General features: G+C 66.4%; 11 protein-coding genes. 6 read left to right on the forward strand and 5 right to left on the reverse strand.

All coding sequences use genetic code 11. The features are described 5' to 3' along the window. Window positions 1–119 precede the first annotated feature (119 nt). Window positions 120–683 (forward strand): dihydrofolate reductase family protein, encoded by a 564-nt coding sequence (locus KTR40_RS01925; protein WP_228405114.1) that lies wholly within the window; start codon window positions 120–122, stop codon window positions 681–683. Between the two features lie 310 nt (window positions 684–993). On the opposite strand, the gene KTR40_RS01930 is transcribed toward KTR40_RS01925, so the two are convergent. Beyond that, a complete protein-coding gene (locus tag KTR40_RS01930; protein ID WP_228405115.1) occupies window positions 994–1,293 on the reverse strand; it encodes a DUF4193 domain-containing protein in 300 nt (99 codons plus the stop codon). Between the two features lie 220 nt (window positions 1,294–1,513). Between KTR40_RS01930 and KTR40_RS01935 the strand changes: the two genes are divergently transcribed. Further along, entirely contained in the window at window positions 1,514–2,065 is a 552-nt protein-coding gene (locus tag KTR40_RS01935; RefSeq protein WP_171058887.1) for a TetR/AcrR family transcriptional regulator, read from the forward strand. Next, window positions 2,062–3,126: a DMT family transporter gene (locus tag KTR40_RS01940; protein ID WP_228405116.1), complete on the forward strand. Its 1,065-nt coding sequence runs from the start codon at window positions 2,062–2,064 to the stop codon at window positions 3,124–3,126. The genes KTR40_RS01935 and KTR40_RS01940 overlap by 4 nt, the downstream gene beginning before the upstream one ends. Here KTR40_RS01940 and KTR40_RS01945 read toward each other — a convergent pair. Further along, complete coding sequence (locus KTR40_RS01945; protein ID WP_228405117.1) at window positions 3,112–4,170, reverse strand: aldo/keto reductase; 1,059 nt, start codon at window positions 4,168–4,170, stop codon at window positions 3,112–3,114. The two genes, KTR40_RS01940 and KTR40_RS01945, sit on opposite strands and share 15 nt — an antisense overlap. 181 nt (window positions 4,171–4,351) lie before the next feature. Here KTR40_RS01945 and KTR40_RS01950 point away from each other — a divergent pair, with 181 nt between their 5' ends. Together KTR40_RS01950 and malQ are read left to right on the forward strand one after the other, a co-directional pair. Beyond that, on the forward strand, window positions 4,352–5,086 hold the full coding sequence (locus tag KTR40_RS01950) for a GAF and ANTAR domain-containing protein (RefSeq protein ID WP_139027608.1): 735 nt from the start codon (window positions 4,352–4,354) through the stop codon (window positions 5,084–5,086). A 221-nt stretch (window positions 5,087–5,307) separates the two neighbouring features. Further along, entirely contained in the window at window positions 5,308–7,503 is a 2,196-nt protein-coding gene (gene malQ / locus KTR40_RS01955) for a 4-alpha-glucanotransferase (protein WP_228405118.1), read from the forward strand. Window positions 7,504–7,618: 115 nt separating this feature from the next. Here malQ and KTR40_RS01960 read toward each other — a convergent pair whose 3' ends face one another. After that, the gene (locus KTR40_RS01960) at window positions 7,619–10,480 is read right to left on the reverse strand and encodes an alpha-amylase family glycosyl hydrolase (protein WP_228406226.1); all 2,862 of its coding nucleotides are present in this window, start codon (window positions 10,478–10,480) and stop codon (window positions 7,619–7,621) included. A gap of 427 nt (window positions 10,481–10,907) precedes the next feature. Next, the gene (locus KTR40_RS01965) at window positions 10,908–11,966 is read right to left on the reverse strand and encodes a beta-propeller fold lactonase family protein (RefSeq protein ID WP_228405119.1); all 1,059 of its coding nucleotides are present in this window, start codon (window positions 11,964–11,966) and stop codon (window positions 10,908–10,910) included. Between the two features lie 122 nt (window positions 11,967–12,088). Here KTR40_RS01965 and KTR40_RS01970 point away from each other — a divergent pair, with 122 nt between their 5' ends. After that, window positions 12,089–12,910, forward strand: coding sequence for a putative protein N(5)-glutamine methyltransferase (locus tag KTR40_RS01970; protein ID WP_228405120.1), 822 nt, complete (start codon window positions 12,089–12,091; stop codon window positions 12,908–12,910). A gap of 67 nt (window positions 12,911–12,977) precedes the next feature. Here the strand turns inward: KTR40_RS01970 and KTR40_RS01975 are convergent, their stop codons facing one another. After that, the gene (locus KTR40_RS01975; RefSeq protein ID WP_228405121.1) at window positions 12,978–14,954 is read right to left on the reverse strand and encodes an HNH endonuclease signature motif containing protein; all 1,977 of its coding nucleotides are present in this window, start codon (window positions 14,952–14,954) and stop codon (window positions 12,978–12,980) included. Window positions 14,955–15,012: the final 58 nt, after the last annotated feature.

The raw sequence follows: 15,012 nt of genomic DNA on the forward strand, positions 1-15,012 counted from the left end.
TGGCCCAAAGGCCCGCAGATTACCGGACTGGGCGGCATTGGCCCGGTGTTGCCTGGCCGATGATTTTCCGCCCCGTGCCGGCCTGTACAACGGATGCCGATTCACGGGAGACTGGCGCCATGCGCACCCTGACCTTCGGCATGAACGTGAGCCTGGACGGCTACATCGCCGCGCCCGGTGACGACCTCGGCTGGAGCGTACCAAGCGATGAGCTGTTCCAGTGGTGGTCTGACCGGGTGGGGGCGACGGGCCTGGCGCTATACGGGCGGAAATTGTGGGAGACCATGAGCTCCCACTGGCCCACCGCCGACCAGCAGCCCGGCGCCACGCCGGCGCACATCGAGTTCGCCCGCCGCTGGCGGGACATGCCGAAAGTGGTGTTCTCCTCAACGACCAGCACAGTCGACTGGAACACCCGCCTGGTCACCAGCAACGCGGTCGCCGAGATCACCCGCCTCAAGGCGGACGACGGCGGCTCCATGGACATCGGCGGCGCCACGCTCGCCGCGGCAGCCATGCGGGCCGGACTGATCGACGAGTACCTGATGCTCACCCATCCGGTCCTGGTGGGCGGCGGCACGCCGTTCTTCGCCACCCTGGACAACTGGGTAAACCTGGACCTGGTGGAGTCCCGGATGTTTCCCGGCGGCGTGGTCCTGACCAGGTACAAGACCCGGCGCTGACTGCCGGAGGGCCCCAGGCGAGGAACCGTTACCGAGACATAGACGGTTCAGCTATGGCCAAGGGAATGAGCTACAGTAGCGCGCGATCTCTATCGGCCTGCTTAGCCGCAAGGATGCCATCTCGTGCCGCCGGCCGGATTACTCGCCCTTTGATTTGAAGTGAAGCCCGTCGATTGCCGCGTAACTGCCGTTTTCAACGTTCAAAAACGACACCTACGGAGCAATCGATGGGGTTTCTGGAGGCACTAGGAGATTTCCAGGCCGGGGCGGAGGCGGTGGAGCGCCAGCCTCCGCCGGACTGCCCGGCCCCCTACGACTCGCACTCCCTGCAGTACTTCTTGCCGTCCTTCTCCCTTGCCAGCTGGCTGCGGTGGTGCACCAGGAAGCAGGACATGCAGGTGAATTCGTCGGCCTGGACCGGCACCACCTGGATTAGGAGCTCCTCGTTCGAAAGGTCCGCCCCGGGCAGTTCGAAGCTGTCCGCGAGCTCGGCCTCGTCTACGTCGGTTGTCGCCTCCCTTCGGCCCGACTTCTCGGTCTTCAGCTCCTCAAAGCCGCTGTTCGGCTCTTCCTCGGGCGTCACCCGTGGAGCGTCATAGTCAACTGACATTAATGCGTTCTCCTGTCGGCTGGTTGCAGTTCGTTCTGAACAGAGCAACAACATGGACGCGGGCCCGGATATTCCCGGCCTGGCACCTTGCGCTGCGGTAGGTAGACTGATCTAACTACTCACGAAGCAAGGAGCCGCGTTGCCCCTCCCGGATGCCGCGCCAGCCAGCGCTGAGGCAAGCGCGCCTTCCGCCGCAAAATCACCGAAGCGCCCGGCCCGGGTGCTGCTGCTTGAAGCGGCAGCCCGGCTCTTCTATGCCCAAGGCGTGGGGGCCACCGGGATCGATGCCATCACCGCTGGGGCCGGCGTTGCCAAGAAGAGCCTCTACAACAATTTCGCCTCCAAGGCGGAACTTGTGGCCGCCTATTTGGAAGCGCGGCACGCGGAGTGGCTTGGCCTGTACGGCAAGCGGATGGAGACCGCCCAGACTCCGCGGGAACGGGTGCTGGCTGTTTTTGACGCATATATGGACCACGCCAACCTCGCCTACCAGGACGGGTTCAGGGGCTGCGGGCTGCTTAATGCAGCGGCGGAACTTCCCGCGGGGGCGGCCGGGCGGGTTGCGGTCCGGAAACACAAGGAAGAGGTTGAGGAACTGCTGGCCCGGCACGTGGCCGAGCTCCTGCCGGGAGAGGATGGGCGCGCCGCCGGGCTGGCCAGGCACCTGGCCTTCCTGCTCGAAGGTGCCATGGCCAGGGCCGGGCTGGAGGGGAATGACCAGCGCCTGAAGGACGGCCGGACCATCGCCGCCCGGCTGTTGGAGGGGCTGTGAACCCGGACGCCGGAAACCACAGAGTGCCGCTGTGGGGTGCTTTATGCGTTGCCGCCGCATCCGTGCTCTGGGGAACCACGGGAACGGCTGCCACCTTCGCCCCGGCCGTGAGCCCGTTGGCTGTTGGCGCAGTTGCCATGGGCGTCGGCGGCCTGCTCCAGGCCCTCTATGCCGTCAACGCCATCACCGGGCAATGGCCGGGCCTGCTGGACCGTTGGCGCCTGGTGTCCTTGGGTGCGGTGGCGGTGGCGGTCTACCCACTGGCCTTCTACAGCTCGATGCGCTTGTCCGGCGTTGCGGTGGGAACCGTGGTTTCCATCGGTTCGGCGCCGGTGGCAGCTGCACTCATCGAGCGCTTCGCGGATGGAAAGCCGCTCAGCCGCAGGTGGGCGGCCGGAGCTTTCCTGGGTGTCATGGGCGCGGCACTGCTGTCCTCGGCCGGGCAGGGGCACGAACAGGCCGCCACTTCCGGCTCTCCTGGTGAGACGTGGACCCCGTTGGCGGGGATAGCCCTGGGTCTGGTGGCCGGTGCCACATATGCCCTGTACTCCTGGGCGGCCCACCGCATTATCGGCGGCGGCATATCTTCACGGGCAGCGATGGGAACTGTCTTCGGCCTCGGTGGGCTCCTGCTGATGCCCGTGCTCCTGGCAACCGGCGCGCCCCTGCTGGAATCCTGGACCAATTTCTCCGTGGGAGCCTACATGGCCCTGGTCCCGATGTTCGCCGGCTATGTGCTGTTCGGCTGGGGACTGGCCAGGGTCCGGGCCAGCACTGCCACCGGTATTTCCCTGCTTGAAACGGTAGTGGCTGCGGTGCTGGCGGTGCTGGTGGTGGGAGAGCGGCTGCCGCTGCACGGTTGGCTTGGCGCCGCCGTCGTCATTTTCAGCCTTTTCATCCTGACGCCGGGCAAGTCCGCCGGTGTCCTGTCCGCGCCGCCCGCCCCGGCCGTTGACATGCGCGACGGGCAGGACACCCGCAGCGGGCAGTCAACGCCCGCCGGGCAATACACGCCGCCGTATCAGGAAAGTTCCGCGCGAAGCCCGCTACCGCCGTCGTAATTCCGCGAACTCAATGGAGGGAACGATGGTCCCCGCGTCCCGCTCCACAAAGTTGGTTCCGGGCGGCACCACGTCATCGATGGCGTCCAGGACGGATTCGCTGAGCCGGACGTCCGCTGCCTGCAAGTACGCCTGCAGGTGTTCCTCGCTGCGTGGCCCGATGATGACGCTGCTGATGGCGGGGTGGGTGAGGGCGAAGCCGATGGCCAGGTCCACGAGCGAGAGCTCCAGTTTGTCCGCCAGCCGCGCCAGGGCGTCCGCGGCGTGCTGCTTCCGTTCGCTGGAGGGGCCTGAGATGTCGTACCGGCCGGGCAATGAATGCACGCGGGTGGGCGCCTTTCCGGATTCGAGGACGAAGCTGCCGGACAGCCAGCCGCCGGCCAGCGGCCCGTACGCGAGGACGCCCAGCCCGTACTGCTGGGCGATGGGCAGCACGTCGCGTTCGTTGCCGCGCACCAGCATGGAATACGGCACCTGGTTTCCCAGGGGCGGGATCAGGTGGTTTGTGGTGGCCAGCCACTGCGCCTCCACAAGCTGCGCCGGGGTGAAGACGGACGTGCCGTAGTAGAGGATCTTGCCTTGGCGGATCAAGTCGTTGAGCGTGGTGATGGTTTCGAGGACATCGGTGTTGTAGTCCGGCCGGTGTGCCTGGTAGAGGTCGATCCGGTCTGTTTGAAGCCGGCGGAGGCTGCCCTCCACTGCCTGGGTGATCCAGCGGCGGGAGTTTCCGGAGTGGGCGGGGTTGGCGCTCATCTGCCCATGGAACTTTGTGGCGAGGAAGACGTCGTCGCGCCGTCCCCGCAGCGCGCGGCCCACTACCTGCTCCGACTCGCCCTGCGAGTAGACATCGGCGGTATCGACGGCGGTGATCCCGGCGTCCAGCGCCGCCTGGATGATCCGGATGCTCTCATCGGCGCCGGTGGGGGCGCCGTGCGCGCCGCCGTTGGGGCTGCCGTTGCCCTCGCCAAAATTCATGGTGCCCAAAGTGAGCGGGCTGACCGGGGTCCCCGACCGCCCGAATACCCGCAGTTCGCTGAGGCTCATCCCCGGTCCCTCCCGTTGCGTTGCCACTGATGCCTTCGATCGTCATGAGGCTACACAGCTTCGTGTGGAGGCGGCAGGTTTATGCCTTAGTCCTTCGCTTTTCTTCGCACGGAGTAACGCAGGGGCCCGGCGTGACGAATTGTGGCGGGCGTTTCCCCGGCGGTAGCGCCTATATTGAGGCATGGGCACTCCAGGCGATGACGAACAATTCGTTAGGTTGCACGACCTGATTATTGGCAGCAGCAACGTGAACGACTTCCTCACGGAGCTCTCCGGAGTGGCAGCTTCGGCCCTGAGTGAGTCTGCGGGCTCGCGGGTTGAATGCGGTGTGACACTGCGCCGGCGCAAGCGCAGCATGACCGTGGCGGGCAGCAGCGACCGGGCCAAGGAGCTGGACAGGCTCGAGCAGGTCCTGGGTGACGGGCCGTGCCTTGCCGCGCTGGAGACCATGCGGCCTGTAGTCCTTGCGGATGTATACGCCGATACCCGCTGGCCGGAGTTCCAAAAGATCCTGGCCGCCAACGGCTGCAGGAGCGTGCTGGGCGTACCCCTGGCCCTCGACGACAGCCAGGCGGCCGCCTTGAACTTCTTCTCCTCCGAACCTGATGTCTTCACGGGAGCGGTCATCAGCAAGGCACAGGGGTTTGCCGACCAGGCCGAGCGGGCGCTGCGGCTGGCCCTGCAGATCGCTGACGCCCGGAACGTTGCCGACGACCTTTCGGCTGCCATGGAGAACCGCACCACCATCGACTTGGCGTGCGGGGTGATTATGGCCCAGAACCGCTGCTCGCAGGAGGAGGCCATGGCGATGCTCACTAAGGCGTCCAGCCACCGGAACCAGAAGCTGAGGGACCTCGCGGCGGACGTCCTGAGCCGTGTGAGCTCGGGCTCGGTCAGCACGCACTTCGATCCGTAGGCTGCGGGCATGACCTGAAGGCAAGTCAAAGTTGTTGCTGGGACGATCCGGTTTCGTCTCCGCGCCGCCCTGCAATAATCTGAACCAACGGTTGTGCGCGGGGGTGCAGGCGCCCGGTACACCATGCAGCAACAGGCAGCACGTAAGTTCGGGCCACATCACACCAGACGAGGCGGACACGCATGACGGCTTCAGACCAGCAGCATTCATATAGTCCAGGGATGCCAACAGATCCTCCAGGCCCTGCGGCCGCTGCGGTGGAAGCTGCCGACGGCGGGGCCGTAGACCCCCACCTGCTCCAGAAACTCGCGGACGCGCACGGTGTGGGAACCTCCTTCCAGGGCTGGGACGGGCTGCCGCACACCGTGGCCGAAAGTACCCTGATCAAGGTCCTGGCCGCCCTTGGCGTAAAGGCGGACACCAACCCGGGGATTGAGGCCGCGCTGGCGGAAGCGGAACTGGCGCCGTGGCGGCGCATGCTGCCTCCCGCCGTCGTTATCCAGCAGGGCGAGCCGGCGCTGGTCCCGGTCCATGTGCCGGACGGTGCCGCCGTCCAGCTAAGCATTGCCCTCGAGGACAGTGCAGGCACTGTGGACGCCGTCCAGCAGGACGTCTGGGAACAGCCCAAGGATATCGGCGGCGTGTCCATCGGCCGTGCCACGTTCGCCCTCCCGCAGGACCTGCCGCTTGGCTGGCACACCCTGACCGCCGAGTCCGGTGGCACCACTGCCGTGGCCACCCTGGTGGTGACGCCGCGCCAGCTGACAACCGCCAAGCCACTTGAACAGCGCCGAGGCTGGGGGCTTGCCACGCAGCTCTACTCCGTCCGCTCCCGGCGGTCCTGGGGTATTGGCGACTTCGCCGACCTGGCCGACCTTGCCGCCCTCACCGGTGAGCGCGGGGCGGACTACGTGCTGGTGAATCCGCTGCACGCCGCAGAGCCCGTGCCGCCGGTGCAGCCCTCGCCCTATTCCCCCTCCACCCGGAGGTTCTTCAACCCGCTCTACATCCGGGTGGAGGCGATACCCGAACTGGCCTACCTGAAGCCGCGCCGGCGTGCAGCGGTGGAGAAGCTTCGGGAGGAAGTCGCGGGGCTCAACAAGGACGCTGGCCGGCTGGACCGGAACGCCGTCTATGCCGCCAAACTCCAGGCGCTGGAACTGCTCTACCACGCGCGCCGTTCCCCTGCCCGGCAGGCTGCGTTTGATGAGTTCTGCCGGATCTCCGGGACCGGACTGGACGATTTCGCGCTCTGGTCCGCCATCCGTGAAGACGTTGCGCCGGACGATCCCCTGTGGACGGATCCGGCCACTTCCCTGGGCACACCCCAGGCCGAGGCGCTGCGGGAAAAGCTTGCGGACAGGATCGGGTTCCACCGCTGGCTGCAGTGGATCTGCGATGAGCAGCTTGAGGAGGCCCAGAAGGCTGCGCTGCGGTCCGGCATGCGCCTGGGTGTGGTGCACGATCTCGCCGTCGGAGTGGACCACAGCAGTGCCGACGCCTGGACCCTCCGCCACGTGCTCGCTCCGGCCACCAGCGTGGGCGCCCCGCCGGACATGTACAACCAGCAGGGCCAGGACTGGGGACAGCCGCCGTGGCACCCCGCCCGCCTGGCCGAGGCCGGCTACCAGCCGTTCCGGAACATGCTGGCCACGGTCCTGCGGCACGCCGGCGGCATCAGGGTGGACCACATCCTCGGCCTGTTCCGGCTCTGGTGGATCCCGGTTGGCAATGCCCCGGGCGATGGCGCCTACGTCCGTTACGACCATGAGGCGCTGATCGGCATCCTTGCTTTGGAGGCCCAGCGCGCCGGAGCTGTGGTGATCGGGGAGGACCTGGGAACTTTCGAACCGTGGGTGCGTGACTACCTTGCCGCCCGCGGCATCCTGGGAACGTCCATCCTTTGGTTTGAGTACGACGGCGATTCGCCCCTGGCGCCGGAAAAGTACCGGACGCAGGCACTTTCCAGCGTCAACACCCACGACCTTCCGCCCACGGCAGGCTACCTTGCCGGCGATCACGTGGCACTGCGCAGCCGGCTCGAGCTCCTGGAGCGGTCCGAGGAGGAGGAGCGGGCCGAACACAACGCCTCACTGGAGAAAATGCTGGCCCTGCTGCGCGAACGCGGCTACCTGCCCGGTGACGCCGGCGCGCTGGCGGAGACCGAGGAACGGACCATCGAGGCGCTCCACCTCCTGCTCACCCAGACGCCGTCGGTCCTGCTGGGCGTTGCGCTTGTGGATGCGGTGGGCGAGCGGCGCGTCCAGAACCAGCCCGGCACCACCGAAGCGCTGTATCCGAACTGGCAGGTTCCGTTGGCCGGGCCGGACGGCAAGCCCGTGCTCCTTGACGACCTTCCCGCCAACCCGCGGTTCAACTCGCTGCTGGCCGCCGTGGAAGGTGCCCTGCGCAGCTAGCCCGCCGCCGAGGGATCGGCTGGCACAGCAGCGCGGGGCCCCTTCCCGCCGTCCGATGATTCGGGACGGGCTGGAAGTGGCCCCGCGCTGTCCGCTTTTTTCGCGGAGGACTCCGCTAGCCCGCGGTGATCAGGTGGGTGAAGTGGTCATAGCGGAAGGTGAGCGGGCCGCCGTCGTGCTTGAACACAATGTCGCCACCGGGGGAGGCTCCGCCTGCGCCGTAGTTAACGTTCCAGGACCGGTCAAGGGCGGCCTTGAACTCGTAGGTGCCCGCGTCCAGGTTCGGCACGGCCAGCTTCCAGATGAGGTCGGCCGGGTCCAGTGCCAGCTGCGCCTGGTCGCAGGCGGGATCCCAGTCCGAGGCGCAGCCCATTTCGGTGTTCATGCTTCCGGCAGCCGCAACGGCGCCGGGCTGTTGGGAGGCGTACACGGCCGTGATCAGGTGGGTGGTGTTGTCATAGCGGAACGTCACCGGGCCGCCGGGATGGTCCAGCGTGATGTTCGGCCCGTTGGCTGCGCCGCCGGCTCCGTAGTTCTCCGCCCAGCCGCCGTTCAGCGCGGCCTTGTACTCGTACTGGCCCGGGTCAAGATCCACCGTGAGCCGCCAGACCTTGTCGGCAGGGTCCAGCGTCATCATTGCCTTCGGGCAGGTCGGATCCCACTGGCCCGTGCAACCCATGGCTTGGTTCAGGGACCCGACCACGGTCACCGAATTCGGCTGCGGGGCGTCGCCCACCGTGACGGTCCGGATGTCACTGGCCACGCTGAAACCGGGGCCGGCCATCGTGGCCCGGTACGCCACCTTGGTGCCATCCTCAAGGCTCGAGATGTCGTCCGAGGCCGAGTAGACGGGTGAGGACTCGTCGGTGGCAACCGTGGTCCACGCGCCGCCGGCGACGCTGCGTTCGAACGTAACCACGTGGCTTGCCTTCTCGGGATCGGCTGTGGCGCTGAGCTCCACCGAGCCTTTCACGTTGCTGCCCTCTTCCGGTTTCTGCAGCGTGAGGACGGGCGCGGGAACGCTTGCCGCGCGGGACTGCGACGTGGCGGTGTGCCCGCCGTTGTCCAGGACGGTGGCGCGGTACTCCACCGCCGTGCCGGCGTCGAAGGCCGCGACGTCGTGGAACACCTGGTACGGGGCAGTGTCGTCAGTGCCGATGGGTGTCCAGTCCCCGCCTGCTGCCTTGGCTTCGAAGGTGACCTCGTAGAACGACGAGCCGTCGACGTCTGCCGTCACCTTGAGGCGCCCGTTGTCACCCTGCGCGGGCGCCGGCTCCTGGAGGACGACGGCGGGCGCCGCCTTGGAGTGCGGGATCCTCCCGGACGACTCGTACACCACGGCGGAAAGCGGCGGGACGGTGACGGTGAGCTCGCCGTCCACCGAGGTTTTGGCCTCGTCCGCGCCTTCGCCGTAAATCCGGGTATAGGTGCGCTTGGCGATGTACGTGGGCACCTCGGCAGTTTGTGGCTGTTCGCTGTTGTTCAGCGCCACAACGTACTCGCGCTGGTCTTCCGCATCCGTGCGGGAGAAGGCGTAGATGCCGGCGCCGTCGGAGGCGTAACGGTGCTGGTGGGCGCCGTCCCGCAGGGCCGGGTGCTCCTTGGTGAGTGCGGCAAGCTCGCTAATCTTCGTGTACAGCGGGTGCCCGGGGTTGAAGTTGTCCTGGGCGTGGGTGGCGTCGGTGCCCAGGAGGTCGTCGTCGAGGTATGCCTCCACCTTGCTGCGGAAGAGGGTCTGGCGGGCGTCCTGGTCCCCGCCGGGGCCGGTGAAGCCCTGCTCGTCTCCGTAGTAGATCACGGGGTTGCCGCGGGAGAAGTACATCAGTTCGTGGGCCAGCTGGTCGCGGGCCACCTTCTCGGCGTCCGTTGCTCCGGGGTTGTCCGCTGCGACGAAGCTGCCGATGCGGCCCATGTCGTGGTTGCCCAGGAACGTGGGCAGCTGGTACACGTTCGAGTCTGCGTCCGTGTACCAGTCATCGCCTGCGAAGAAGGTCTCCAGCGTCCGGGTGTTCTGGCCCTTGGACGCGAAGCTCCGCGCTGCCTCCTGGAACGGGAAGTCCAGGACCGCCTGCATCTGGTTGCGGGTGGTGAACTGGGAGGTGAAGCTCTTGGTGGTATCAAAGACCTCGCCGAACATAAAGAACTCGTCCTTGCCCTGGGCCTTCGCATAATTGAGGACGTCCGGGCCGAAATCCTGCCAGAACTCGTTGTTGACGTGCTTCATGGTGTCGATCCGGAAGCCATCCACGCCGAAGTCCCCGATCCAGGTCTTGTAGATATCCTTCATCCCGCTGACCACCTTGGGGTGCTCGGTGAAGAGGTCATCCAGGCCAAAGAAGTCGCCGTAGTACGCGTCCTCACCGGCGAAGGTGGTGTCGCCCCGGTTGTGGTACAGCGTGGGATCGTTCAGCCAGTCCGGAACCTTCAGGTTCTGCTCTTCGCCGGTCAACTCGGGAATGTAGGGGAATGATACTTGTGGATCGAGTTTCGGGAAGCTTTCCGAGCCGGCGTAGTCGCGGTCATCGAACTCCACTCCGTCCGCAGTTTTGTACGGCGCTTCGTCCTTGGAGACGTACCCCTGGCGTGCCTTGTCCTGATAACTGATGACATCCGCGGTGTGGTTGGTGATGATGTCGAAGTACACCTTCATGCCGCGGGCGTGAGCCTCGTCGATGAGGGCCTTGAGCTCGGCATTGGTGCCCAGGTGCGGGTCTATCTGGGTGAAGTCCGTGATCCAGTAGCCGTGGTAGCCGGCCGAGTTGTCCTCCTTCTGTACCGCCTTGTTCTTGAAGCTGGGGGTGAGCCAGATGGAGGTGGTGCCCAGGCCCTGGATGTAGTCGATTTTGTCCAGCAGGCCCGCCAGGTCTCCGCCGTTGTAGAACCCTTTGTTCGTGGGGTCGAAGCCGGACACCATGGGATCGCTGCCCAAGCCGCCCTGGTCATTTGCGGTGCTTCCGTTGCTGAAGCGGTCCGCCATCACGAAGTAGAAGTTCTCATCCGTTACGGGGGCGCGGAGTGAGTGAAGGGCCGACGCCGATCCTGGGTCTTTCGGGCCAGGCGCGGCTTGGGCGGGGAGGACTGCGGCCGAGACGGCGACGGCGGCTGCCAGCAGCCCGGCGGCGTAACGGAATGCGGGAGTAGGACAAGTTCGGGCGCGTGGGGGCGCGCTGGGACGGGTGCGGTGTATCAAGGCTGAGACCTTCCTGGGAGCGGCGCTGCTGTACAGGCTTGCCGCCGGGGAAACAGGCGGCAATCGTTGCGTGCCTCAAACAGGTAAGCGTGCTTCCTGTGAGTCACGCCACAACTGTAAGCGCTTGCACCGAATAACTCCAGCGTTTTGGCCGCGCGATCCTTGATCCGCCGCCACCGCTTGGATTACGCCCGCTGGCCCCTTCTCGGAACGTTTAGCTGGCGGGCGCCAAGGCAGGGACCAAGGCAGTCGGTGAGGGGGTCTGCACGTCGTCGATCATCCTGGTGGGAATGCCGGTCACGTCATCAAGGGCGAACGTTGCGACGTTGTCCGACCGCTCGTGGGCGACATGCAAACAGGTCCCCCTGACAAGGTGGTGGCGCGGCCAGTTTCCGCCGCTGGGCGTGTCCTTGACCGGGACCAGTTCCGTCCCACCGGACACCACTTCGAGGGTGCTGATGATGTTGGAGCCGCGAACGCCCACATACGCGAAACGGCCGTCATGGCCAAGGCAGATCTCGGCGGCGGAGTCGCCCGGAGCCTTGCCGCCGAAGGTGGCCGGACCACGGAAGATCAGCTCGAAGGTCCCCGCGTCCGGCCGCACGACGAACACCTCAACGGAGTATTCGGACACCACGAACACGTTGCCGTTCTGGTGCTGCACAAGATGGCGCGGACCGTTGCCGAAGGGGAGGGCTACCTGGTGGTCAGCCACCAGGCCGGTGCCGGGCACGTAGTTCCAGACCCGAAGGGTGTCGTGGCCCAGGTCCGTCGTCATGACGCGTCCGTCCGCCAGCATCAGGCTGGCGTGGGCACGGCTTTGCCGAGGTTCACCCGGGGTGAGACTGGCGTGCGGATCCACCGATGGTGCCGCCGGGAAACAGCCGGTCATCCCGCCGTCGCCATCCAGTTCGTAGAGCAGGACCTGGCCGTCACCCCAGCAGGCTGCAGTGATGAAGCGGCCCAGGGGGTCCACAGCTACGTGGCACGCCGCTTCTCCGGCTGGTTGTGGATCTCCCAGTGGTTCCAGACCAAAGTCGCCGGTGCGGCGGAAAGCCCGGACCATCCCGCGCTGTTCCCCTACCGCGTACACCACGGGCAACGTGGGATGAACGGCAAGGAACGACGGCGAATCTGCCTTCACCGCCGTCCCCAGCCATCCGAGGCTTCCGTCCTTGTGCGCGGCGAGGGCACCGATGCCATCGGCGCGGCCGCCTCCGTCGGGGGTGTAGGTGCCGGTCCATATAAGGCCGTACTGGGCAGGTGAAGTCATAGGTCCATACTGCCAACAAGGTGCTGCCGTGCGGTGTAATTGCGGATTAGCATTGGACACCATCCGCCCCAGGTGCGCCGGCCCAGAGAAAGCCGGCTCGTAGCTCGTAGATCGGAGTGCCTATGCCGGCTTCCGGGACATCCGCACCCCTCACTCTTGCCGCCATAGTTTCCGCATTGCGGGCCGCCGGTTGTGTTTTCGCCGAGGATGAGGCGGGGCTGCTGGTCAATGAGGCGTCCAGCGCTGCGGCACTTGCTGGTTGGGTTGCCCGGCGCACCTCCGGCGAACCCCTGGAGTACATTATTGGCTGGGCCGACTTCGACGGACACCGCATGGCGGTGAATCCGGGGGTTTTTGTGCCCCGGCGCCGGACCCAACTGCTGGTCAATGAGGCAGTGGGACTGCTGCAGGCCGGCCGCTTTCCTTGTCCCCGAGTTGTCGTTGACCTGTGTTGCGGGTCTGGAGCAGTTGGTGCGGCCATTGCCCGGCGGGCCCCCGGCGCCGAGCTGCATGCCGGGGACCTGGACCCGGAGGCCGTGAAGTGCGCCCGCGTCAACGTGGGAGCGGTGGGCGGACACGTGTACGAAGGGGACCTGTTCTCAGCGCTCCCGCGCAAGCTCCAGGGCCGGGTGCATGTCATGGCCGTTAATGCCCCCTATGTCCCCACAGATGCGATACGAACCATGCCGCCGGAAGCCCGTCTTTATGAATCGCGGACAGCACTCGACGGCGGCGCGGACGGGCTCGACTTTCACCGTCGCGTGGCAGCCGGTGCCCTGGACTGGCTCTCCTCCAACGGGCATCTGCTCATTGAGACCAGTGAGCAGCAGGCTGAGGGAACAGCATCCATTGTGGCTGCGTCAGGCCTTGCCGTCCGGATAGTCCACTCGGACGAACTCAACGGCACGGTGGTCATTGGCAGCGCCGGTTTTGGCGCCTCTTAAGCTTGGTTGTGCCGGCGTCGGCACCTCTTAAGCTTGCCCTACCGGAGTGATTGCGCCCTTGGGCTCCTCATTCCCGGGGCGCCGCAGGAGGCGGGGGTGGTTTGAAGTATCGGTTCTGTTGGGGTTTCTGGTGAGGATCGATGTGGCGTGGGGGTGTGAACCACGGGGTGCCATGGCGGGCGGTGATGGTCCACTGCTCCTTGTGTATGAGGTGGTGGTGGTGTGCGCACAGGAGTGCGCCGTTACCCAGGTTTGTGGGTCCGCCTTGTGACCAGTAGGTGATGTGGTGGGCTTCGCACCACGGCGCCGGGATGGTGCAGTTGGGGAAGGTGCAGCCTTGGTCGCGGGCGATGAGTGCGAGGCGTTGGGCCGCGGTGAAAAGCCGGGTTTTCCGGCCGAGGTCCAGGATCTCCCCGTTGGTGCCGAGGAGCGCGGGGATGATGTCGGCATCGCAGGCAATTTTGCGCAGCGTTTCGGCGGGGACGGGACCTGTGAAGGGGAAGTTTCCCGTCCCTGACAGCTGCCCCGTGCTTAACCTACTGCCTGTCCCGGACCCACTGCCTGTCCCGGACACCTTGCGGGTTCCTGACGAGTCTCCCCGCCGGGACAGCGTGCGTGGTCCTTCGCAGACCTTTGGGTTGGTTCCCTCTCCTGTTCCCGTTCCTGCAGTGCCTGCTCCCGGGTCTGTTGTGCTGGCTCCTTGCTCTGCGGCGGCGAGGTGGGGAAAGAGGTCTTTGTAGTTGATAGTGGCGATGATTTGGGGCCGGTTGCCGCCGGTGGCTGGCAGGGCGTTGGTGGTGAGGCCAGCTTTGACGGTGCCGATGATGCCGTCGAGTTGTTGTTGGGGCCTCGTACGCCGTTCCAGGTCCGGGCCGGTGCCTTCGCGGATGTCGTTCCAGACGGCACCATGGCCGGTGCTGTCTCCAGCCAACCCCACACTGTTGGCAGTACAGGAACCCGGCCCCTCTGTGCTTTCCTCGCCCACGCTGCTCTCCTCGCCCATGTTGCTCTCCGCGCCCATGCTGCTGGTGGTGCCTCGGCTGGTTGCGGCGCCCGGGCTGGTGTTGGCGGTGGTGTAGGTGGCCGTGCCCCTGGAGCTGGTTGTGGTGCGGGGGTTGGTGGCGGCGTTCATGGCCGTAAGGAGGTGTTCGTATTGTTCGGTGGTCGCGAAGATTTCAACGTGGTGCAGGCCGTGGCGCGGCTTGCGGAGGAAGGCGCCTTGAGTGCGGCGGAGGGCTTCTTCGCTGGGTTCGGCGCCGTCAGCGTCGATGTCCTCAGTCCAGCGTTGGACGAGCCTGGCCAGGAAATCGGGGTCCGCGGTAACTGCGGCGCTGGTGAGGTCCCTCTCGATCAAGTCCAGGGCCTCGGGTGTAGTGAAGCGCTCGAGCCGGTCCAGTGCGGTGGCAATAATGGTGCCGGCGTAGGTGGACACCACCGGCGAGGAGGACTTTCCCTGCTCGGGGACGCGACCGGATACCGGGGTGAGGGCGGTGGCCAAGCGTGGCCGTGCCGGTGGGAGGGGTTCGCCGGTGAGGCTGGTACCCGGCAAAGTCTGGTGGGCCAGGGCGAGGCGGCGGCGGGCTTCACGCAGGGGGATACGGAGCCGAAGACGGAGGAATTCGGCCGTGTTCCTGCACCCGTCGTCGGCCGGGGAGGTCACGACCTGCCCGGCGCTGCTTGCAGGGCCGGTCGCGTCAGGGCAGGCAGCCGGGGTGGCAGGTGCCGGCCAGTCGACGTCGGTTTCGTCCAGGGTCTCGGCACCGTTGTTCCAGCCGGTGACCCACGAACGGGAACGGTTGGCACGCGCAGCTGCGGCTGCGGCGATCGCTTCCGTACGCGTCCGGTCCACGGCGCCGACGGCAAGCAGCTGAAGGTGCTCAATAGTCCGCGCGAACTCCTCAATGTGACCCGCGAACTGATCAACCGCCGGGTAGCTGGCTCCTCGCAAGGCCTCTGCGGCCTCCGCGGCGACGCCGTCGAGCCGATCACCGAGGCCGGCGAGGCCCAGCGATGACAATTCGTTCGCTTCCGCGCCACCGGACATCGGGAGCATTTCCGGTTCGGCGGGAGCCGGGAGTACTTCGGAGCCGACGGGAGGCGGG

This window comes from Pseudarthrobacter sp. L1SW (assembly GCF_020809045.1).
Lineage (GTDB): Bacteria > Actinomycetota > Actinomycetes > Actinomycetales > Micrococcaceae > Arthrobacter.

Excerpts from the sequence above, each read along its gene's own strand:
- KTR40_RS01925 (WP_228405114.1), top strand. The coding sequence starts at position 120 with ATGCGCACCCTGACCTTCGGCATGAACGTGAGCCTGGACGGCTACATC.
- KTR40_RS01930 (WP_228405115.1), bottom strand. The coding sequence starts at position 1,293 with ATGTCAGTTGACTATGACGCTCCACGGGTGACGCCCGAGGAAGAGCCG.
- KTR40_RS01945 (WP_228405117.1), bottom strand. The coding sequence starts at position 4,170 with ATGAGCCTCAGCGAACTGCGGGTATTCGGGCGGTCGGGGACCCCGGTC.
- KTR40_RS01950 (WP_139027608.1), top strand. The coding sequence starts at position 4,352 with ATGGGCACTCCAGGCGATGACGAACAATTCGTTAGGTTGCACGACCTG.
- malQ (WP_228405118.1), top strand. The coding sequence starts at position 5,308 with ATGCCAACAGATCCTCCAGGCCCTGCGGCCGCTGCGGTGGAAGCTGCC.
- KTR40_RS01960 (WP_228406226.1), bottom strand. The coding sequence starts at position 10,480 with ATGGCGGACCGCTTCAGCAACGGAAGCACCGCAAATGACCAGGGCGGC.
- KTR40_RS01965 (WP_228405119.1), bottom strand. The coding sequence starts at position 11,966 with ATGACTTCACCTGCCCAGTACGGCCTTATATGGACCGGCACCTACACC.
- KTR40_RS01970 (WP_228405120.1), top strand. The coding sequence starts at position 12,089 with ATGCCGGCTTCCGGGACATCCGCACCCCTCACTCTTGCCGCCATAGTT.
- KTR40_RS01975 (WP_228405121.1), bottom strand. The coding sequence starts at position 14,954 with ATGTCCGGTGGCGCGGAAGCGAACGAATTGTCATCGCTGGGCCTCGCC.